This window comes from Paenibacillus sp. UMB7766-LJ446, from assembly GCF_030226665.1.
In the GTDB taxonomy this organism is placed as follows: Bacteria; Bacillota; Bacilli; order Paenibacillales; family Paenibacillaceae; genus Paenibacillus; species Paenibacillus vandeheii.
Genome location: NZ_JASOYM010000001.1, coordinates 666174 through 687433 on the forward strand (window position 1 = coordinate 666174; position 21260 = coordinate 687433).

Below are 21260 nucleotides of genomic sequence, written 5' to 3' on the forward strand. Positions count from 1 at the left end.
TCATCAATAGAATTCTGGAACCATGTGGAGCAACTCGTAACGCAAATTAGTACATTTTGTTATCCCTCCATAGTATGGGGGACCTCGCTTGGGTCACTGATTTCTTCCATCCGTTCGATCAGTTGCTTTGCGACATCCTGTGGCGATCTTAATTGGCCTGCTTCATAGACCTGACCGAATACCTCGGACAATGCAAATTCCTCTGCACTCTTTCCTCTTGCCACAGCCTGTAGCTCCGTATCTACCATCCCTGGATCGAATGCAATCACTTCAACGGGATTTGGTTGCCCGGATAGTTCCATCGCTACACATTGGGTGAACATGTTTATTCCAGCTTTGGAGGTGCAGTAAGATGCCATTGAAGGTGCCGGATAACTTCCTGACCCGGACGATACATTGACAATTTTCCGCCGTGCGTTCAGGTGACTGGTCTGCTGTATAAAAGAGGAAGTCAGGATCATGGGTGCCGCCAAGCTGATATGCAGCTGTTGGCTGATTTCCTCTGCGATGCACTGATCGATCGGCTTCAACGGCTCAAGCATGGCTGCATTGTTAATGAGCCCGATGAATTCAACTTCTTGCGGCGGAATCTGTTCCAATATGCTTGAGACAAGATCGTCGATGCTATGGATATCTGCAAGATCAAACTGAATATGCATATAACGCTCGAAAGCTTCCTCCAAGCCAGACGTTCCACGTGCAATACCGTAGACGTAATCTCCCTTTTGCAATAAAAGTTCCGCGAGCTTTTTGCCAATCCCCTTGGATGTGCCTGTAATAATAAAATACCTTTGTCCCATATGCTTCCTGCCTTTCTCTTGCTCCGTGCAAGATTGGTTAAACGTCAAACCTATGACCTTTAAACCTATAACTACACGTTGGGTTTTCTCCACAACGTCACCCAAAGGATGGGCAAACCAAAACACTTATCATCCTGTCCCTTCGTCTTCATCGGGCGTAACTCCACGCATTCAAAAGGATCTTCAAACAAATAGCGAAGCTTGTCCTCCGTAAAAGCCAGACCGCCTTTCATCGAATTCTCATGGTATACCTCCCAATCATCCATTACACTCTCCGGTCCACCTTGACCGCCAAATCCTGGAGCAAAGCAGGTCATCCCAAAATATCCTCCAGGTTTAAGTCCGTTGTGAATCATCTGTATGTAGGGAATTCGTTGATGTGGCAGAAGATGGTGAAGACAGCCCGAATCATAGACGAGATCGTATTCTTCTTGTGGTGTAAGTTCATTCCTGAGTTCACATGCGCTACCAGATTTTCATCCGGTTTGTTTGGAAAAAAGGGAATCGGCCGGTTCCGCTCTTCATAGAACGGCTCCCAAAATTGCTTCGCTGATCTGAATTCGGCATCAAGCATATCATATAGATCCTGGACATTTTTTATCGTCTTCTCCATAACCACATTCCTCCTCGAATTCATACAAAATATCCTGTATATCCCCTCTTATGTATCGATCTCTTTCCCTAAATCGCCAGCTTCATCACGTTTTTCGCGCTAAAACTACTACCCTCTATTATAACATTTCCATCCAATATAACTCTATTTTTCTAGCCCCAAAACGGTCTGTTTACATGTTGAAAAAACGACATTCAGAAGAAAGAAACCCTCTATCTCCGGATGTCGTTTTAGTCATTTATATTCATGATTCGATCAGCTTAACTTCTTCGTTAGATATAACACCACATCGTCATCGATGATCGTTTCATCGCCCCACTTTAGATAACAATCAAGCTTGTGAATACCCTGACCATCCGGGATATATCCACGACGGGCATATAGAATTTGAGCTTTGCCATAATCGGAGAACACCCCCACACCAATCCCGGCAGTATCCGTTCTCTCCCGAACCACTTCCTCTGCCCGGTTCATCAAACGTGATCCAATTCCCTGACGCTGATACTTAATCAGCACATTGAAATCATTAATTTCCGGAATGCCCTGTTCCCTGAACGACGGATAACAGGAATTCCATAATACATTCACGTAACCGGCAAAAACTCCATTAAGCTCAGCTACCAAAGTCACCCGTTCACCATTCTGCTGTTCTGCAATATATTGAATGTACTGCTCTGCCGATTTGGCCCAGCCCTGTTCCTGAAACGCCTGCGAAACTACAACCGGATCACTCTCATTCAAAAGCCGGATACGTATACTCATCGATGTATTCTCCTTAATAAGTTATTTATTTCAATGCTAGATTCCCAACCTGCTTCTAAGCGAGGTTATATGGGCAACATGGTGTCTTCCATGCCATGCATATACGCCCAGATTATAATCCAGTCTGGTCGTTTCTTTGGATGCGGGATGATAAAAGGTTTTGGCATAGTCTGCATCTGTTAATGTGTTTAATAACGCTACCCAACGACGATGCAGCGCATCCAGGATTTGCAGTGAAAACTCGACGTCCAGCTCCCGCGAATCACTCAATTCAGCCCACCGCTCTTCGTAATATGGTCTTATCGTAGGATTATCCTCCGTCAATGCCAGCTTGAAACGAACCATGCTGTTCATGTGGCTATCTGCCATATGGTGTATAACCTGTTTGAGCATCCAGCCACCTTCCCGGTAGGGCAACCTTAATTGGTCTTCATTCAGTCCTTTGACCGCTTCGCGGGCGCGCTCCGGCAACTCGGCAATATCCTCAATCCACTGTTTCCGCTGCTCTGGTGTGACCTCGCCTGTATGTTCAAATGATCCAATCGGGTATCTCAAATCCATCGATCATTCCTCCTTGGTTAAATGGCTTAAGCATGGTATATCGCGCTGCCTATCGGGCATACTGCATCAGCCAGCAGTCTCTCATCAACCCTTCATGCAGCTCGTGTTCTGGTAACAGTCTGACCTTCCTGAAACCACACTTCTCGTAACAGGAAATGGCTCGTTCGTTCCACGATTGCGGGTCCATAACCACTTTCCGGGCTTGCTTTTCGTTGACCAGATAGGCCAACATGGATTGTACCAGTTGTGTGCCAATACCGTGGTTCCAGTAATCAGCCTCTCCAATAAACTGATCTGTTCCATAGATAATTTCATCGCTATCTCCATAACCATACTCATTTCGTTCTTCCCCCTCCAGTTCATAGAACTGGATATATCCAATAGGTTTACCTTCGTATTCAACCATACAACGATGTGCAGTATCGTCTTCTCTATAAAAGTGCTCTCTGACCAAATTCAGATCATGCGGCCGATCACGGCCTTCATAATATTGAAGCACAGCTGGGTCAGACAACCATCGAACAAGGTGCTGCTCATCTTGCTCATCCAATAAACGCACTGTAATTTCATTCAATTCATAGATTAGCATCACTCTGCATACTCCTTAATGATTTCCAGAGGCTCTCCCGAGACCCAGCTCAGGTCCTTGCCCAATACTTTTTCCTGATGAACATAATAGATCATCGGTTGCCTAATCAGTTCTGCCTTCTCACCCAAAGGATGAATGGTAAAACGCATCTTGTACGTGCCCACTGTATCAGGTATGGAGAACCCTACAAATTCAGTAATCGCTGTTGATGTCTGCCTCTGTAACGCTTGACGAAGAATCTCTTCCATTGCACCTGTGCTGCCGACGGAAGTAGGTTGAATAAATCGGCTATCCTGTTTGTCAACAAAAGATATTGAACCCCAGCCAGGTACAAAGGGATATACGATGTGCTGACCCTTATCTTCTTTTGTGCGTGTAATGGTTAATTGCACCTCGTATTCATCCGTAGCTGTCTGCCGAATCGTGCCCTTCATGTTAACACCTTGCGCTGTAACGCTTGGAGCCAGATTATTATATACAAGAAACACTGCTACAATAATAATTGTAATACCAGTCAGCCAAAATATCGTACTCCTACGCATGTATTTAACCCCCAAGTTTAACTGTAAATCTGAAGTAATTCGCTCTCCATTAGTGTCTGTGTAACGCTGTCCAATTCTGGAGAAGCAGACCAATCACTATGTGTATTCAAACCATATTTAATCGTATGGATAACGCTATTGGCTGACATGTATAAATTATGGTGTACTCCCGGTTCCACAATGATGTGATCTCCTTCGCCCATAACTCTAATCTTAAGAGCCTGATCATGCGCAAAATTTGCATAAGCGATCCACCCGGACTGCACAACATAGAACTCGGTTATATGGTTATGAAAATGGCTATTTTGCCATGCTCCCTGAGATGAAGCTATCGTTCTGCAATAATAACTGCCATCCGCTGAAACCATCTTGTATTTCCGTTCCCCATTAGCCATCTGCTCGAAGCTGGTATTCATATTATCTGGTCCTAAATTCCGTTCTAAAGTTTCTCTATCCAATCCATTACACCCCCTGATCTGAAATACGAAGGTAGGCATTCAAATTTCCCTCCAGAAGAAAATCCCATATTAAACAACATTCGACACTGGCAAGTCGATTTTCCTGTTCGATAGATTATCTTTTTTCTTCGTAAAAAGAGTTTTATCCATTCTCATCTTGTACTTGTTAAAATTTGAAACGCTTTTCTTACAGGCGCCGTATTAAGCTCGAAGTCGTATTTTTTCACTTGGATAGACCAATAGGATGTGGAGGTTGAGCAAATGTCTTTTTTTAAGAAAATGTTAGCCAGTGTAGGTGTTGGAGCAGCCAAAGTAAATACAGAATTACATACACCTGAGGTTACGCCTGGAGGAATCATCTCGGGGATCGTGTACATCGAGGGCGGAGAAGTGGAACAGAATGTAGACCGAATCTACCTTACGATCAAAACCCATTACATACGGGAGCACAATGATCGGAAAGTAAATGAAACGGCCGTTGTAGCCAAATATTTACTCACAGAAGGGTTCCTATTACAACCTGGAGCCAAACTGGAGAAATCCTTCTCATTTGATCTGCCTGAAAATCTTCCAATTACACTGCATCGTGCAGAGGTATGGGTTGAAACAGGCCTTGATATTTCAAGCGCCGTGGACCCCTCAGACCGGGACAGACTACGCGTAGTTCCTACCAAAGATATGAAGACCGTGCTTGATGCAATTGATCTCCTTGGTTTTAAGTTACGTGAAGTGACCAACGACTATGCCCCAAAGCTTGGTGGCAATCTTCCCTTTGTACAGGAATTTGAATTCGTGCCAACGAGCAAGTTCCGCGGCTATCTGGATGAGCTGGAAGTACTGTTTTACCCGATGGGAGATTCAATGGAACTGCTGCTTCAGATCGACCGCCGCGCACGTGGGCTTGGTGGCATTTTCTCCGAAGCGATGGGTACAGATGAGAGCTTTGTTCGTCTGCATCTATATGAGAGACATCTTGCACGTGGTGCACATTCGGTCGCCCAAGGACTGGAGGAGGTCATTTCCAAGCATTTATAATCTATTAAAAAATAGATCCAAAAACAAAAAAACAGTTCTCCTACCAACTTTCATTGGTCTAGAACTGTTTTTTGTCTATGTTTTCTTTTATTAATATACAAGCCCAAACTCAAGAACGCTGTGTCCAGCGCTGCATCCCCGATCGAAGACCATAATATGCAGCAGCAAGCAAGAGGAATCCGATAACAGCGATCAGAATGGAAGTGGTATCCCAACGGGCAATGAAGCCGAAAGTAACCTCGGACTGCAACGTGGTGATGCTTGAATCATTTTTCATCATATCAGGCTTGTAATTAAGCGTCATTAGCATACCTTGAACGACATTCCAAGCCATAAAACCCAGTGTGAATAGCAAAGTCACCAACAGGGATTCCACACCTAATCGTTTGTTGATACTCATCTTTTTGCCTCCTCATTTACGGTCTGATAACACTTTGGAAATTATAAAATCCACCACATCATCTGTTGTTTGGTCGTCCGTTTGAATATACTCTTCAAAAAGTGCTCCGTGGAATGCTTCGGCACACTTGACCGCTTGTATAAAAGTCCATCCACCAGGCTCATCCCCGCGCTTCAACAATCTCTCATGTAATGTTTCCATAGATGTCATCAGAGTGAAATGAAAGAGGTCAGCATCTAACTCTTTCAGACCCCGATGGATGTAATTGAACTGCTCTGTCTTGTAGATGGTCATCGGAACAATCAGATGTTTGTTATACTTCTGCCTGATTTCACGGGCGACTTTCACGGTAAGGACTTTCCACAGCTCCATATCCTGAAAATCGTCCGTTTTCTCCTCTTCCATTTTCACGTCATCCACAATCACATTTCTTAACATGTAACCAATCTCTTCCGGATCGTAGATCATGCTGTTCGGAATTTGCGGCTGCAGCTTGGTTGCAACAGAGGTTTTACCCGAGCCAAATGCCCCATTAATCATCACAATCATTGTAACACTCTCCGGCGTGTCAGATTCAATTAGACAAGAGGTGTTCCATCTCCTGTTTCAGGCGATCTTTGTTCGTATCCACATATTGATAAAGGAGTTCAAATACCTCTTCATTATCCGATTGCATGCTCAAATGACCCGCTTCCAGTTCCACCCGTTGCAAAACCTCATGGATCTGTTGACCATGCGTATTCAGGGTCGTCGTTACATCCTGTTCGGAGAGTGCATTCACATTCTCTCTTAATTGCTCAGGCGTCACACCATTTTCGGTTAACATATGCTGAATGTTCTTCAGGATCTCTGCATCTGCATCATTGCCTATGCGCTGCATCGCTTCCGTCGTTTCACCCAGAAACTGTCCGCTCGCATTTTCAAGAAAACCGGTAATGCCACTCATGGACAGCTCTGTATCCAGATCTACGATCAGGATAGTATCTCGCAGTACCTGTGGAAGTTCCGGTCCGCATTCCCGAATGGTCGCAAATTCAGCACGATAAAGATCCATGGCAACGCTCCCCACCACTTCTTCACCCGACATGCTTTCAAGCTGATCCAAGGGTAATAATTGCTGCAATTCTTCCTGTAATTTGTCCATCTCTCTCTGCCTCCTGTATCTCTCTATATATAAGTTTAACTTATGAATACTTACACTATCACTCCGATGACAGAACAACCTTCCGATCGCTGTGTTGAACATATCTATATATGCTGAACGAATAATTCCACACTGGATTAATACATAGTCATAACTAGTGTAAAGAAACGCCTTTATATCATAGCAGAATATACGATATAAGTTTATCCTATGTATGTTTGCACCAGATCACGCTGCCCACACACTTTACACGAAATACAGATAAAGTTAACCTTCACTTGACCTCTGGAAAATGATCCGCTGTTATGATCGTGTCATCAAGAGTCATGGGAGGGGTAATGATGCGCCTGGCCTTGTTCACCGATACCTATGTTCCGGATACCAATGGTGTTGCCGGCACGCTGCACCGCTTAAGTAACCAGTTAAACCGCAAAGGAATTGAGCATCTGCTACTTACGCCGCAGTCCGTTATTGAAGGCAATCACGCCGCACCGGCCCGTTCGGTTACCAACATCCCCTTTTTCCTCTATCCGGAATGTAGAATAGCCCTACCTAACCGGAGATCCATCCATCAAGAGTTAAAAGCCTTTCAGCCAGATCTGCTGCATATCGCCACTCCATTCAATATGGGCCTTCTCGGTCTCAGATATGCGCTCAAGCATCAGCTTCCTCATGTCATCTCCTACCATACCCACTTTGATCGTTACCTCGAATACTACAGGTTGAACAGCATAATTCCTCTCTACTGGAAGTACATTCAGTGGTTCCACCGGGCCTGTGACTCCACATTAGCACCGTCTCAGGAGACCTTAAACTCATTGCAATCGAAAGGTATTCAGCGTCTAAAACTCTGGTCCCGCGGGATCGATTGCAGCCTGTACTCACCAGATAAACGAAGCTCAGATATCCGTACACGCTACAATATAACGGCTCCTCTAATTTTACTCTACGTAGGACGAATTGCCCCAGAAAAAGATATCGCTACCCTCACGCTTGCCATGCAGCAGTTACCTGAACATATGCAATCCCGTGTACACTGGATCATTGTAGGTGATGGCCCATTACTTCCCAAAATGCGTATGCAATCCCCGCCCAATGTCACCTTTACAGGGTACCTCCATGGTGAGGAACTTGCTGTTATGTATGCTTCGGCAGATCTCTTTGTGTTTCCTTCCTCAACAGAAACATTTGGCAATGTGGTGCTGGAAGCGATGGCTTCAGGATTGCCAGTTCTCGCAGCGAATGGTGGCGGTGTAAAAGACTTGGTCGCACATCATCGAAGCGGTGTTCTGTTCGAGCCAGGTCAGGCAGACGCATTGATTCGGGAGATATGCCTCTGGGGTGATCATATGGAACAACTAAGACATATGGGTATTGAAGGACGAAAGCTTGCTGAGCAGCGTTCGTGGGATCACATTTTTGACGGGTTAATCGGGGATTATGAGGAAGCCATTGAGAATCGGAGAAGACGCACGAAAGATCGAATTATTACAGCTTGAACATTACTAAGAAAAAAGCGGGGATGGCTAACATCCTCGCTCTTAATAACAGCCGTTTCCATTTGTCTGATCTCCATGCGCGCCTTCCTCGCTGTTCTGTTATGTAGTGTAATTTTGAATCTAATCTGACTGTCTCCGCTTAGAGTAGCCCTTTTAATTCACCAAGATGCTCAATAATATGCAATGGCTTGGTTGTAATGCTGTCCTGCCAAGGCTGATTGACCTTCATCCAAATCGTGCTCATGCCTACTTTTGCCGCGCCTTCAACATCATTTACCGGATGATCTCCAATGTAGGCACACTGCACTGGAGTGAGGCCGAAATGATCCAATGCCAATTTGAAAATACGAGGGTCGGGCTTTTTGACCCCAGCCTCTTCCGAAACGATAATATGATCAAAATCATCCCGGATGCCGAGCTGATCGATTTTACCGTACTGAATCTCAGTTTTACCATTGGTGATCAAACCTGTTTTATATTTTCCTCTTAGATGCTGCACCACTTCTCGCGCCTGTTCCATTAGAACAGCACTCCTCACATACTCTCTGCCATAGAACTCCATAAGCTCCGCGTGAGGCGGGTTCTCAGCCCAAGGTAATTCATGGAGCAGCTCGTTGAACAGGATATGTTTATCCTTATAACCATCCATATCAAGCTCAATGATTCTTTTGAGGATATCATCCGAAGTCTCAAGATGGGTAAAATAAGTGTTAATCAGGCTCTGGGTAAATCCCTCAAAGGTACTTGTTCTGTTGAGAATCGTATTGTCCAGATCAAAAATAATCGCTTTAATATGATCCATCGTCATGCTCCTCCTGTCTAGTCTGTCAAACGTTCTTTACTCAACAGCAACTCCAGTTTCCGATTGGTTTCGGCCTAATCGTTTCGTTTTACTTTCTATGCTGATGAGTGTGACCGTCATAATAATTACACAAATGATCCCAATAAACCCCATAACTACTCACCTCTAACGTAATGTTTAATCTATTCTGTTAGCTGCGACTACCATGAATTATAAACATGCAAACCCAACCATAGAATAGACCAGGGCTGGGTTTACCTGCAGAACTCATGTTCATTTCTTCTTTTTGTGATAATGGTATCCTGTACATAGGCCCTTTTGTTTGGATTTCGTGGAACAATTATGTCCACCATTTTTGTCCAATCTGCCTGGATGGGCGTAAGCAGAAGAAGACACACCAATAAGTACGACAAGAGACAGAATTACAATAACAACCTTTTTCATACGTCACCCTTCGATCTCACCCTATGCTTTAGGGCTTAATTCTTCCTCCATCATTCTACATGAAAACCCATAATTAGGATATCCTTATTACTCCAAAATTTGCTTATTCTATGATTTCAAATTTCTTCAATGCGTGTGTGATGCCATCCTCACTTGCTCGCAGTGTGACATAATCCGCACTTTGTTTGATGCGCTCTCCTCCATTTCCCATCGCAATGCCAAGCCCAACGTACTCTAGCAGATCGATATCATTTTCACCATCGCCAAAAGCCATCGCTTCCTCTCTCGATATATTCAGATGGGCGAGCACTTTCCCTGCCGCTATCGATTTGGATACTTCGTTCTCTTCCATGACGTTAGACACATAAGGATGGAACCTCACGAATTTTAATGCAGGGAATTGGTAATGGAATTTCTCCGCTTCTGTTTGATCGGCATATAAACAAATACAATACACTTCTTGTTCCAAAGAACTGATTGTCAACGGATACTCCATCAGACCGAGCGTATCTCTCAATGCATCGATGACACGCACATCTGCTGTACATAATCCATTCATCTCTAATGACTCTGTAAAATAAGAAATACTGCTTCTGTTCATCTCGGCAAATTCACTGAATTCTCTAACCATCTGTGCAGAAAGCACCGATTTATGTATCACTTCTTCACCGCTCTTGATCAATGCCCCGTTAGCCGAAATTATGGTATCTATTCCGAGTTTCCTGAACTCTCCGCATAAATTATAGGGTCTACCAGTGACCAGTACGACCTGAATACCCCTACGAACCAAATTTCGAATCGCTTCCTCTGTACTTGGCGAGAGACTTCGATCCTTCTCACTGAGTAACGTACCGTCCACGTCCATAAATACGATTTTAATCAATGGAACACCTCCTACTCACTGTCATTTGTTGGTGCGATATGCTTCAGATCCGATTTGGTTTTTCCTCTTTTTTTCGCTTCATCAGAGATACGATGACCAAATTGCAGGACTTCATTATGAGCAAAATAAATATATTCAACATCCGGTTCATCTTTAAATTTAACCAAGGCAGAAAAAGGTGGAAGCTTAACATTCCATATGCCTTCCACGGATTCAATGTCCTCTTGGGTATATTTCTTTTCCTCAATTAAGTATTCTGTAACTCTATGGGCATAAATCAGCTTGTTTACTTGCACATAGACAACTGGGGTTAGTACCAAAATAACCATTATGGTCAGTATCCCTACCAATACGTATTTTTTCCTCTTATCCATCAAATACCTCCTAAGCTATATAAATTGAATTGCGGAATATTTACACTTGCCACTCCGATGACAGAACAACCTTCCGATCGCTGTTATCCCCAGATTTTTTTGATTCCTATTTTCAAAGGGGAAAATCCGGAGATAAAGGCGAACGCTCCGCTTCTTCAGGTTATTTCTGACCTCTCCGTTCTCGTGTAAATGTTTATTTCAGTTTATATGGAAATTAGCATCGATCTTCAATAAAAAAGGCAAGTTCGCAGGATACCTTAGTAGTCTTCCTGCACTTGCCTTTACATTATCGAGTCTGGACGTTCTGACTCCGCTCCATATACCACAACTGAAACGCCTCTACGGCTTCAAGCGAAATATCGTTTACGTTGTGATGCAGAACAGGTTTGGCACGGTTTACCGTTTGAATCGAAGCGACACCAAACCAGCGTTGCAGCACATTCCGAGTGATTTGTACCTCAATGACTTTCTCACGCTTAGAGATGTATAATGTTGACGTTAATGCGCCGGTTCGCAACTGAATAAAGTTCTGATTCAGGACGTAGCGTGTATGGAAAAAATCAGCTAATCTGCATATGACAACCCATAGTAACAGAATAGCGGAAATCATCCACCACGCCTGATGCTGTCCCAGAATCACCGGTTTGAAATAAAACAGTAAACCTGTAGCAATGATCCACACCCAGCTTGGTATCAGCATGCGCAGCCATAAGGATTTTCGTGGAAGCTTCTGCATCTCCTCTGTAACCTGATAGGATGGCAAAATCTCCGAGATCATATCGTAAGCTTGCTTTACAGGCAGAAAAGGATAGAGCGAGTTAACCTCCTGGTCGGATTCTCCCAAACCACCTGCTGTCGTCAGTTCTACTTCTGCCAGTCCTAACAGCCTTTTCATCGGAGACTGCGTGATTTTCACCGCCTGGACTCGTTCCTTCAGAATCGAAAATGCGGTCTGTTCCAACATGCCCTTCGTAATATAGATTCGTTTGCGATCTGAGGATATTTGGAAATCACCATACTTCACAAAGGTTCTGATTATACCAAGCGTAATGGAAACAGCGATAAGCCCTGAGATAATCAATGCGGTAATCCACCAGGTATCCAGCCACGTTAATACGATGCTCTCCGTCACTTTTTCATCGGGAAAGAAATCTTTTATCGACGAATAGAGAGACCCCAGAATCGGAATAAGTACCAGAAAGCTGAGTGAGGTGAACGATGCTTTGAATATATCTTTACGGGTGGACTGGTAATGTATAGTCCGTTCAAGCTCCTCTTTTACAGGCACTGGAGTATCTTCCTCCGTTGTTACGTTTTCGGGCAGATTCTCTGAGTCTACGAGTTGTTCCATAACATCACTGGTCGCATCTGCTTCCGACATATGTCCTGCTACAATCTTTTCAAGCCGATCTGATTCCGAGAGCGAAACGACTTGCAGCTGAAACGTAGCATCTTCTCCCTTGATGCCCGTCTCAAAACGAATGGATGTGACTCTGAACAAACGATGAAACAACGACGTATGCCGGTTCACGTTCTGAATTTTGGTGAAGGGTATCGTTCTTCTTGTGCGGTTAAATACTCCACTGTAGATCTGGAAAGCCTTATCCTCTGCGGTATAACGTAACGTAAACCAGCCCCAGATGATGGCTATTACACTAAACGTCATAGCCACATAAAAGGCGACTCTTCCATACATAATCCACTTGGACGCCGAGCCATGACGAAGAATAAATAAAAAAACGATAAATGCAAAAGAATTTTTAACCAGTTTCCATACACTCCAGAGCATGGCTAACGGGTGTTGTCTTTTCGTCTCGTTCATTCATCCACCTCGTTAATCCTCGCATAGGATGCAATCTGATGGCGCAATTCAAGCGCCACTTCCTCCGGCAACGCCGGGATGTTATGAGATGACCCCATCGTGCCGACCGATACGGAATATAGGCCATATTTTCTCAAAAGGGGACCTTGGTTCGTTGTAACCGATTGTACTTTCGCCATGGGAATGATCTGATGCACCTTCTTCAGAGCCCCGTGTTTCAATTGCAAGAACTCCTCATTCGCATCGTAGTACCAATGCTTGTATAACAATGAAGGTCGAATAAAAATCTCCCACACGGCATACAGCACCGAAATAGCAGTTACTCCCCACAGTAACCAACCAATCCACGACTTCCATCCATAAATGGAATCCAGAACCAACAGTGCTGCAAGCACAATCAGACCTATTCCATTAGATATGATTGCACTGATTCTCCATATAGTTATGGCGTTCGGGGATAAACGTTGCTCGGGTGTATTCCACTGTATGTACTGCATATATTCACTCCTTTTTCTTACTGTACGAAGAATAGTCCTCTATCGATGCAGAAAGATTCAATTAGTAAAAGAGATGACTCCTGTTCAGCACAGTCGTCATCTCTGGGTCATTTTATTTTGCAGCAAAATCCTTCACTTCACATAACCATACCATATGGTCTGAACCTTCACCCCAAAAGTTCTTTGCCACGGCATAGGGTTCTCCGAACTTTCGCTGCCATTTCTGCTGCGCTGTCCGGTAGCCGCTATCCAGACAAAATTGCGTAATCTTACGCCGCTGAAGTTCAGTAGCCAGGGCCTGAATAAGAGCAGAGCCAATCCCCTGACCTTGTACCTCTGGCAAAACGTAGAGACTACCCAGTTCTCCTATACGGTTCAATTGGTTGTTTGTGCATTCTTGAATCTCCTCGCCGCAAGGACCATAGGAAATGGTGCCAACGACGGTTTCTTCTCTTTTGGCGAGCAAAAAGAAGACACTCGATTCCTTATTGTTGTCAGGATGCAAAGCGGAGTGAAGCATTGCTTTTTTGTGTTCTATTTCATCCCGAATGTCTTCGTGCAGGGCACCCAGACCCTCTTGCATAAATGCATTCGTAATGGATGTCTCGAATACCTGGCAGGCACTCTCCATATCCGATGATGTTAAAGGTTGAATGGTAATCAGGTGACTCATATGACCGTCTCTCCGTTTCGATAGCTATATAAATTTAACTAAAGGTTATTTACACTTGCCACTGCGATGACAGAACAACCTTCCGATCGCTGTTATCCCCAGATTTTTTGGATTCCCTTTTTCAAAGGGGAAAATCCGGGGATAAAGGCGAAGCGTATGCTTCCGATGCAGCTTTCTTTCAGAAAGCTTTTAGCTCCACTTCTTCAGGTTTTTTTGTCCTCTCCGTTATCGTGTAAATTTTTTGTTAAACCTATATAGTAAACTGACTTAACGATGTAATCAGTAGGCTTATATGTTAGTCTGTATGACTCTCGATCAATTTCCTTACCTGGTTTGAATTCTCGATGGGTATGATATATCCTACGTGGGTATCCTCATGGTTGACCAGAAGGGCTGACTGCTTGGGATCTTTTCCTATGGAAAAATCATACTTGGTTAAGGCGCCATCTGCATCTGTTAAGTTCATCTTGTACTCCACGCTATAATCAAGACTTCCTGATATACGCTCCGCTTTATTTATAGCTTCGATTATGATTCCAATCTCAACCGGATCTTCGATTTTCACACCCTCACACGCTTCAATCGTGAAGTTCGGGTTGCAGGTTAATGTAATGAGCGAAGGCAGAGCTTCTTTCGGACTAGAATTAGTTTCAATTGGAGGGTTACAGGCTGCAAGGAGCATCGCGAAGAGAGCTAAGATAATCCCTGCTTTTTTCATTAGCATATATACCTCCGATTCTTACTCAGAACATGAGCGTAAACTCTCTACGTAATTATCTAGATTTAGCTCTAGATGCTTATGTTGTATACCGCAACTCGGAGTCCCATCCTTGGAGCAGCACGTTTAAACGCTGGGCGGTATCGGCCACGAAAGTACGTATCTTTACATCCGTAATGAATTTGGGAACTATACCGGGTTCGTTGGCGCTTTCATTAAAAAAGGAAAATGTACGATCCCGCCAGCGCAAAATCTCCTCTGTTTTTAACAGATCAGCAACATCATAGCCAGGCGCAACCTCAAGCATCTGCCAGACTTCCTCACTCCAACTCGCCTGTTGATAAAGGTTAAAATCAATCTGATCCGTCTCCTGGTAATACAGACGCCCAAGTTCATCCTTGGTTCGGGTTATACCCGAATTTTGATCCGTAAGAGTGACCTGCTCCACAAATTGCGGATGAACACTACGGAACCAGTAAAAGTCTGTCAGGACATGCATAAAATAGCCCCGCACGAACCACTTCCATCCCTCATCTGCGTGCTGTTGAATGTAGGTTGAATAACGTTCTTTTAGTTGCTCAACGTACTGTCCTTCATTCTTATCTTTAGGGTTGAAATGAGTGGTTTCCTTATCCGCTCTTGTCCAACCCTCGCGCATATGAATAGAGTCAGGTGCGACATTTCCCAGATAGAACGGGCCTCGTTCTACATGTCCATGCAAGGTTTCAGCAAAAAGAACAGCAACATTTAAATGAACCATTGGCAGTGGCATAGAGATATTCTCCTTTTTTCGCAAAATCTGCTACACATACAAAAGAAAATCAATGTAGTCTATGCTCAACCCTGCACTCGCTCCGTTTGTATTGTCTCAAATAGCTGCTCCAAATCCGTATGAAGATCCGGCTGTTCATTAACGAGCAGGTTTATGTATTCCGACCCGCATTCATAGAAAACAAGACGATTAAACGGGGCTGAGTCCCCAAGATGATTGATATCCAGTCCCAATTTCACCCGAATCCGATTCTCCATATATCTCGCGTAACCCTCGTTCCACTCCAGCCAGTTGAAGTACTCCCCTTGTTCTTCACTCAAAGAGCTAAACAGGTCCACTCTTGCCGCTTTGACTTGCAAGAGATCCTTACTCTTCAGGGCTGACAGCAACGAAGTGATCCGCTGAACAACGATCTCATTGTCATAAGGAAACTCATAATCCAGTTCCCATGTTACACGTTTGATCTGCTCCATCTTACGTTTGATCTCAAGTCGGTCACTAATGTCGCGATACTGTTCATATACGTAACAATGGACAAACTCATGAAAGAGGTAAACTTTCTGCTCAAAATTTTGGAACGCCGCATCTGTCACAACTGCGCATATTCGCTCATCCATGTGATGCACCGGAAATGCCGCCAAGCATTCATCGGGAATATTCAGATCATCCGGAACGGTTTTCACCCATTCATATTGCTTCGTCTTGGACGAATAATCGTAAATATATAATAAAGTTTCATATGCCACAACCACAGGATAATGCTCTCTGAATAAGGGATGTATACTGACCAAATCCTTTTGAAGCTCTTGCAACTCGTTGATTTGCTCTAAAAAAGTATCCATGTCAATTACCCTCTCTTTAGTTGAATGATGAGTTAATCATATCAATAGAGCAACAATAAAACACTGAGAGAAAAATGATAATTCTATTGTTGAGTGATATTTCTACAGGTTAGAACCGTTCTCCTCGTTTCTCATATAAATAAATATCCAGCGCCTGAATCCCACGTTTCGCAAGTTTGATAAATAAAATAAGAGCATATACGCCCAATCCGAATAATACCAAATTAAATAAAACTGCAAATGTCGAAATGAATGAAAAACTCATCATACTTCCTCCTTTTTATCCGTAATGAATTCAAAATTCATATGATCATCATGATTTATATATATACCAACTTATTAATTCCCCAGCCTATTTTAGCATATTTTACCTTACTTTACTTTCTTCAATCAAATTCCTCATTGTTGATAGGCTGAATTCTAATCATTGAAATCAAAAAATCTTCCCCCGAGATCCGGCTGGAAGACTTTACTGAAGCCTTATTCTATTGAATACGTTCACTACTCTTAGTTAATATATCCCGCTTTTTTCAGCACATATTCCGTGAATGGATTAATCTCTGGGATGGGCATGCTCAGATCAAAATAACGCAGTTCCAGTCCTTCGTCATCCATGACGGTTGGTTCACCCTGAATTTCAGTAGCTTCATAGACAGCCATGACATTATACACCTCATCTCCATGCGGATACTTGTAATACATGTCCTGACCTGAAAAAACGGTAATGAGTTTATATGCACTCGCTCTCAATCCAGCTTCCTCATATAATTCACGGGCAGCAGCTTCCTCCAACGATTCTCCCGGTTCCAATGATCCGCCAAGGGTTCCCCAATCCAGACTATCTGTACGTCTTTGCAATAGCAGATGGCCCTGCTCATTGAAAACCAACACACATGAACCAGCCATGATTAGAGGGCGCGAACCCACCAGCTTTCTCAACTCCATGATATATCCCATAAAGATTCTCCCCCGTCTTGAATCAGATAAGTTCAACGTGTCTCTATGACTTGGATTTTGTCAAAATCCCATTGTCTACTGGATAATTTGCTGTGCGTACGTCCACAATGTTTCGGAACCGTTCGCAATCTCTCGATTTCTGTTTAACACCTGTTCACTTGTAATATTGTATTTCTGCCACGTATCTCCCTCATTCTGATGATTGTGGATCAACGGCTGCAACCGATCCATCGACGAGGCAAACTGCGCTTCATTGGTCTCCTTTGCCTCGAACTCCAGCCACAGGTTCAACAATTCTTGGGCCTGCTCCTCAGGCAATATCCCGAACAATCGATGGGCAGCCTTAATCTCGGGGTCATATTTATCCGTATGCCCTACCGTATCATAGGCAAAAGTATCTCCGGCATCGATCTCAACGAGGTCATGAACAAGAAGCATCTTAATGACTTTGAGAATATCCACCTCTTTGTTGGAATGACTCTGTAAAATCAAGGCAATCATCGCCAGATGCCAGGAATGCTCCGCATCATTTTCAAGTCTGTCACCATGGATAATTCTCGTTTTTCGTTCAATCGTTTTCAGTTTATCGATTTCAATAAGAAATTGGATCTGTTCCTGCAATTCGTTCACGATCATTCTCCTCCCAGTGTTTTTTCCAAATCCTTCAGGAGAGATTATACCAGTAAACTCTGTAATCAAAGTTCAGTGACATACCCACCCCCTCTGCCATACGGATTGAACCTGCATTATCTGGGGAGCAGTCCCAATACGGCTGGATACCTTTATTCCTGCATTCTTCTACAAAAGCCCGCGCTACCCACTTGCCATAATTATTTTTCTTGTAGGCTTCGATAGTTTCAATATCAATTGCATGCCACTGATCTGATATAAACGCCGAAAAGCAAACACTCGCGATATCCTCGTTGTGTACTGCAATGTATCCAAAGCCATGTTCCAAGAAATTATCCATGTTATCCCAAAATCGCGAGACTTTATCCTTTAGAAAAGACAGATTATTGAACTTTCCAACTTTCAGTAATGTCTCGTCTAATCTTAGAAGCCTGACGACCTCATTCTGAGAAGGATACCCTTCATGTATTGCTTGATGACTTCGATGTTCAATCATTCCTTCGGTTGAATCCATTGTGAATACATGCTGAATATCGCTATGGAGTTCTTTATTCGCGGCCATATGATGAAGCACATCTTCCCATCTTTTATCTACCACACCTACTTCGACTGTATGGATATTTAATCTTAATAATTCAGATTCTATATGTTCTTTCATGAACTCTTCCAAATCGTTCAGAAAGGGTTTACTTTGGGCGTTTCCGATCAACTGAAAACCGTTTTGTCCCTTCACCCAAATTAAAGCTGCTGTGATATTCGCTGCATCATCAACGTAGATCCGGCCAGGATTCAACCCAGATGCCACAGCCTTCACCTCAATATTCCTGTTAAAGTCCGTGAAGTGCATCACCTTATAGAATTCATGCTTCATAAGCTCGCTAATCATCAGTTCATTCCCTCCCGAACGACACTCAAGAAATAATCACGTTGATCCGGATGGCAAGCAATCAGATACGGCTCTGAATTCATACCTTCAAAGGGATTACCTTCAAAATCCATAACTATGGCACCTGCTTCTTTCGCCATTAATATGCCTGAATACAAATCGTCTCCTACCGAATTGTAGAGCACAATGCCGTCAACATCCCCCTTAGCTAACATGCACCACTGTAAGGTTGGAGCCCATAATCGCATCATTCGTTTGAAGCGGACATCCAGATGCTGACGTAGCCGTACAGCCTTCTCCTCATTTTGCACCTGATGCCCCTGAATCCAGCCAATGGTCCCTTTATGAATCTGCTCTTTCTTTTGGACTTTCATAGGGTTCAGATTACAACTTGCTCCATTCCCGCGGGATGCCACAAACAAACGATCCACCAGAGGTTCGTAAATAACCCCGAGAACGGGTTCTGAACGATACATTAATGTAATGGAGACGGAAAATATCGGTAGACCAATGGCAAAGTTGTTTGTTCCGTCTAACGGATCAATCATCCACAGCCAGTCACTCTTCTGGCCGTTATGCCCCCGCTCTTCACTTTGGATCTCATGATCGGGGAATCTAATGCTAATTGCATCACATATTATCCGCTCTGCTTCATGATCAACTGCAGTAACTACATCGCCAAAGATGCCCTTCTCCTCTGCACAGGTGATCTGATCAAAATGATCTTGGGCAACTTTCCCTGCTCTTCGAACGACTCTCTCCGCAATCTCTTGGGCTATATGAATGGTTTGTTCGATGACCATCACTCCGTTCGGTTACTTGATCCGTATCTCTCATTTGTTTTTTTATATAAGTGCGCCTTTATATGCAAATTTCATAGATCCAAGTCTCTTCATCATCAAGCAAATATCCTTTACCGATATACGCCCAGTTATTTTTTTCATAATAGTCCGTCAAATCGGTGCATAAATACAGCTTGTCGTACCCCTTCGCCTTCACCTCGTTAATCGCATGATTCTGTAGCTGCCCACCCAAGTTCTGGCCCCGGTATTTGGGATCAACATGAAGGCACGCAAACCAAGGGAACAGATCCTGCCGGCTATTCAAATCACTTCGTAACAGAGCATATCCTCCAACAATCCTGTCGCCATCCAACAGTACATAAAATCGGGGCACATCGCTCTCAGTTTCAACGGAACGTTCTATGCAATCCCGATAAAAATGGTAGCTCGATTGCGAGCCCCACTGCTTCCAAATATAGTGTACAGCTGCCTGCAGCATATCCGGCTTTTGCCTAATATCAACAATCTTTAACATCAATGATCTACCGAAGACCGTTTCATTAAAGCCGACCTTAAGCGCAATCTGCTGCATCGTTTCCTCACTGAGCGAATCGGCATGAAAAACGACTCCGGCCGGATTTCCTTTACCAGGAACCTTCGAAAAAGCATCATAATGATATACAGTGATTTCACTCATTGTAGACCCACCTTATTTTTCAGTTTATAAGACGTACATCGCCATATAACTCTACTACTTCACCATCAACAACGATCCCAGCACCATCTTTGCAAGCATAGATTGTTGTCGAGTTGGTAAGCGCGTAATCTCTTAATGAATCCAGAGTTTCGTCAGAGCCATCCCAATGGGGTGAAAATTCAAAATCAACGAGCGCCAGAGCCTGCTTGTCCATTAATCCAACATGGTTCTCGTCCGCATCTTTGCCATATCCGGCCATTTCAATCGTTGGTGTAGTTAGAATACTGCCTGCGCTAACTCCAATCAGAATGCCGCCCTTGTTCACATACGAACGCAACAATCCCCTTGCATTTCTCTTCTGTAGTAAACTTAGAAAAAAGAATGTATTCCCTCCAGATAAATGAATCGCATCGTTTTCAAAAATCGTATTGAATCTGCTTTCCTCGTACTCCAGGTCCAGATCATAATAATCAATCGTTTCGATTCCCAGTCGATTATAGAAACCGCTCGTAAGCTCGAAATATCTTCTATCCGGGTCAGAACACGAAGGTACATAACCGATGGAAGGCTGGTCAGAGTTGAACAAGCTCATTATTCTCTGATTTAATTTTTGATTTGATTCGAAATATAAATCACTTAACAAAACCAGCTTGGTCATCTGAATTTCTCCCTTTTTTAATTTCCATAGCACTACTGCATCTGCCCATTAATATATCTTCTATGACTTGAAGATGCATCTTGAGCCCACAATTCCAACTCGATTTTACTAACCAAAAATTGACCTTGAACCTTGATGAAAGGAAACATTTTTCCTTCAAAGAAACCGGATGCCGAGAAACTTCCTTGTTCGGCCTTAATAATGTCCATCACCTGTTCTTTAGTCATACTCAGATACTCCGCCGTTTCTTGGATCGTCATTAATGGTTTGTTGTTGTTCGGCACTTCCTGCTCCATTGCCTGAGCCGCTTCATTAGCTCTCCCCTGATTTGATAGCAACAGGCAGCCAACAATAAACGATATGCCCAAGATTGCACTGGCTATTAAGATGGAAAATGGAATAGATTTCACGGAATCCCTA

At 43.6% G+C, this 21260-nt stretch carries 31 protein-coding genes; 2 read left to right on the forward strand and 29 right to left on the reverse strand.

From position 1 onward, the window contains the following. Positions 1–59: 59 nt before the first annotated feature. The 8 genes from QP794_RS03240 to QP794_RS03275 all read right to left on the reverse strand — a co-directional run bounded on the left by QP794_RS03240 (position 60) and on the right by QP794_RS03275 (position 4325). Positions 60–800, reverse strand: coding sequence for an SDR family NAD(P)-dependent oxidoreductase (locus QP794_RS03240; protein WP_285074875.1), 741 nt, complete (start codon positions 798–800; stop codon positions 60–62). Between the two features lie 71 nt (positions 801–871). Next, a complete protein-coding gene (locus tag QP794_RS03245; RefSeq protein ID WP_285074876.1) occupies positions 872–1117 on the reverse strand; it encodes a hypothetical protein in 246 nt (81 codons plus the stop codon). Between the two features lie 35 nt (positions 1118–1152). Continuing rightward, a complete protein-coding gene (locus tag QP794_RS03250; RefSeq protein ID WP_285074878.1) occupies positions 1153–1413 on the reverse strand; it encodes a hypothetical protein in 261 nt (86 codons plus the stop codon). A gap of 255 nt (positions 1414–1668) precedes the next feature. After that, entirely contained in the window at positions 1669–2175 is a 507-nt protein-coding gene (locus QP794_RS03255) for a GNAT family N-acetyltransferase (RefSeq protein WP_285074879.1), read from the reverse strand. A gap of 36 nt (positions 2176–2211) precedes the next feature. Continuing rightward, positions 2212–2736: a YfiT family bacillithiol transferase gene (locus QP794_RS03260; protein ID WP_285074881.1), complete on the reverse strand. Its 525-nt coding sequence runs from the start codon at positions 2734–2736 to the stop codon at positions 2212–2214. Between the two features lie 49 nt (positions 2737–2785). Next, a complete protein-coding gene (locus QP794_RS03265; protein WP_285075202.1) occupies positions 2786–3325 on the reverse strand; it encodes a GNAT family N-acetyltransferase in 540 nt (179 codons plus the stop codon). After that, positions 3325–3867, reverse strand: coding sequence for a hypothetical protein (locus QP794_RS03270; protein WP_285074882.1), 543 nt, complete (start codon positions 3865–3867; stop codon positions 3325–3327). Before QP794_RS03270 ends, QP794_RS03265 begins: the two co-directional genes overlap by 1 nt. A gap of 17 nt (positions 3868–3884) precedes the next feature. Then, positions 3885–4325, reverse strand: coding sequence for a cupin domain-containing protein (locus QP794_RS03275; RefSeq protein WP_285074884.1), 441 nt, complete (start codon positions 4323–4325; stop codon positions 3885–3887). A 261-nt stretch (positions 4326–4586) separates the two neighbouring features. On the opposite strand from QP794_RS03275, the gene QP794_RS03280 reads away from it, so the two are divergent. Further along, complete coding sequence (locus QP794_RS03280; RefSeq protein WP_285074885.1) at positions 4587–5360, forward strand: sporulation protein; 774 nt, start codon at positions 4587–4589, stop codon at positions 5358–5360. A gap of 109 nt (positions 5361–5469) precedes the next feature. Here the strand turns inward: QP794_RS03280 and QP794_RS03285 are convergent, their stop codons facing one another. Genes QP794_RS03285 through QP794_RS03295 form a run of 3 tightly spaced genes read right to left on the reverse strand, consistent with a single transcriptional unit; the run spans position 5470 to position 6904 of the window. Next, positions 5470–5760, reverse strand: a complete 291-nt coding sequence (locus QP794_RS03285) for a hypothetical protein (RefSeq protein ID WP_285074886.1) — start codon at positions 5758–5760, stop codon at positions 5470–5472. 12 nt (positions 5761–5772) lie between these two features. Continuing rightward, entirely contained in the window at positions 5773–6309 is a 537-nt protein-coding gene (locus QP794_RS03290; protein ID WP_285074887.1) for an AAA family ATPase, read from the reverse strand. Positions 6310–6334: 25 nt separating this feature from the next. Further along, positions 6335–6904 carry a DMP19 family protein gene (locus QP794_RS03295; protein WP_285074888.1) on the reverse strand — a complete coding sequence of 190 codons (570 nt, stop codon included), beginning with the start codon at positions 6902–6904 and terminating at the stop codon, positions 6335–6337. Positions 6905–7242: 338 nt separating this feature from the next. Here QP794_RS03295 and QP794_RS03300 point away from each other — a divergent pair, with 338 nt between their 5' ends. Then, a complete protein-coding gene (locus QP794_RS03300; RefSeq protein WP_285074889.1) occupies positions 7243–8403 on the forward strand; it encodes a glycosyltransferase family 4 protein in 1161 nt (386 codons plus the stop codon). A 139-nt stretch (positions 8404–8542) separates the two neighbouring features. Here the strand turns inward: QP794_RS03300 and QP794_RS03305 are convergent, their stop codons facing one another. The 18 genes from QP794_RS03305 to QP794_RS03395 form a co-directional block, all read right to left on the reverse strand. Continuing rightward, entirely contained in the window at positions 8543–9205 is a 663-nt protein-coding gene (locus QP794_RS03305; protein WP_285074890.1) for an HAD family hydrolase, read from the reverse strand. Positions 9206–9478: 273 nt separating this feature from the next. Further along, positions 9479–9649 (reverse strand): YHYH domain-containing protein, encoded by a 171-nt coding sequence (locus QP794_RS03310; RefSeq protein WP_285074891.1) that lies wholly within the window; start codon positions 9647–9649, stop codon positions 9479–9481. Positions 9650–9752: 103 nt separating this feature from the next. Continuing rightward, on the reverse strand, positions 9753–10532 hold the full coding sequence (locus QP794_RS03315; protein ID WP_285074892.1) for a Cof-type HAD-IIB family hydrolase: 780 nt from the start codon (positions 10530–10532) through the stop codon (positions 9753–9755). Positions 10533–10543: 11 nt separating this feature from the next. Then, entirely contained in the window at positions 10544–10906 is a 363-nt protein-coding gene (locus QP794_RS03320) for a DUF3139 domain-containing protein (protein ID WP_285074893.1), read from the reverse strand. 286 nt (positions 10907–11192) lie between these two features. Beyond that, complete coding sequence (locus tag QP794_RS03325) at positions 11193–12728, reverse strand: PH domain-containing protein (protein ID WP_285074894.1); 1536 nt, start codon at positions 12726–12728, stop codon at positions 11193–11195. Further along, on the reverse strand, positions 12725–13225 hold the full coding sequence (locus QP794_RS03330) for a PH domain-containing protein (protein ID WP_285074896.1): 501 nt from the start codon (positions 13223–13225) through the stop codon (positions 12725–12727). The genes QP794_RS03325 and QP794_RS03330 overlap by 4 nt, the downstream gene beginning before the upstream one ends. 112 nt (positions 13226–13337) lie before the next feature. After that, positions 13338–13898 (reverse strand): GNAT family N-acetyltransferase, encoded by a 561-nt coding sequence (locus tag QP794_RS03335; RefSeq protein ID WP_285074897.1) that lies wholly within the window; start codon positions 13896–13898, stop codon positions 13338–13340. Positions 13899–14193: 295 nt separating this feature from the next. Continuing rightward, positions 14194–14616: a hypothetical protein gene (locus tag QP794_RS03340; RefSeq protein ID WP_285074898.1), complete on the reverse strand. Its 423-nt coding sequence runs from the start codon at positions 14614–14616 to the stop codon at positions 14194–14196. A gap of 79 nt (positions 14617–14695) precedes the next feature. Continuing rightward, the gene (locus QP794_RS03345) at positions 14696–15388 is read right to left on the reverse strand and encodes a hypothetical protein (RefSeq protein ID WP_285074900.1); all 693 of its coding nucleotides are present in this window, start codon (positions 15386–15388) and stop codon (positions 14696–14698) included. Positions 15389–15453: 65 nt separating this feature from the next. Beyond that, a complete protein-coding gene (locus tag QP794_RS03350; protein WP_285074901.1) occupies positions 15454–16230 on the reverse strand; it encodes a hypothetical protein in 777 nt (258 codons plus the stop codon). A 109-nt stretch (positions 16231–16339) separates the two neighbouring features. After that, complete coding sequence (locus tag QP794_RS03355; protein ID WP_173405199.1) at positions 16340–16498, reverse strand: hypothetical protein; 159 nt, start codon at positions 16496–16498, stop codon at positions 16340–16342. A gap of 239 nt (positions 16499–16737) precedes the next feature. Next, positions 16738–17187: an NUDIX hydrolase gene (locus QP794_RS03360; RefSeq protein ID WP_285074903.1), complete on the reverse strand. Its 450-nt coding sequence runs from the start codon at positions 17185–17187 to the stop codon at positions 16738–16740. A 75-nt stretch (positions 17188–17262) separates the two neighbouring features. Then, entirely contained in the window at positions 17263–17823 is a 561-nt protein-coding gene (locus QP794_RS03365) for an HD domain-containing protein (RefSeq protein ID WP_285074904.1), read from the reverse strand. 28 nt (positions 17824–17851) lie between these two features. Beyond that, complete coding sequence (locus QP794_RS03370; RefSeq protein WP_285074905.1) at positions 17852–18703, reverse strand: GNAT family N-acetyltransferase; 852 nt, start codon at positions 18701–18703, stop codon at positions 17852–17854. After that, the gene (locus QP794_RS03375) at positions 18703–19506 is read right to left on the reverse strand and encodes an inositol monophosphatase family protein (protein WP_285075203.1); all 804 of its coding nucleotides are present in this window, start codon (positions 19504–19506) and stop codon (positions 18703–18705) included. The genes QP794_RS03370 and QP794_RS03375 overlap by 1 nt, the downstream gene beginning before the upstream one ends. Before the next feature lie 58 nt (positions 19507–19564). Next, a complete protein-coding gene (locus QP794_RS03380; protein ID WP_483311866.1) occupies positions 19565–20182 on the reverse strand; it encodes a GNAT family N-acetyltransferase in 618 nt (205 codons plus the stop codon). Positions 20183–20201: 19 nt separating this feature from the next. Next, positions 20202–20840: a Type 1 glutamine amidotransferase-like domain-containing protein gene (locus tag QP794_RS03390; RefSeq protein ID WP_285074906.1), complete on the reverse strand. Its 639-nt coding sequence runs from the start codon at positions 20838–20840 to the stop codon at positions 20202–20204. Positions 20841–20872: 32 nt separating this feature from the next. Then, positions 20873–21250 (reverse strand): MerR family transcriptional regulator, encoded by a 378-nt coding sequence (locus tag QP794_RS03395; RefSeq protein ID WP_285074907.1) that lies wholly within the window; start codon positions 21248–21250, stop codon positions 20873–20875. Between the last annotated feature and the right edge of the window lie 10 nt (positions 21251–21260).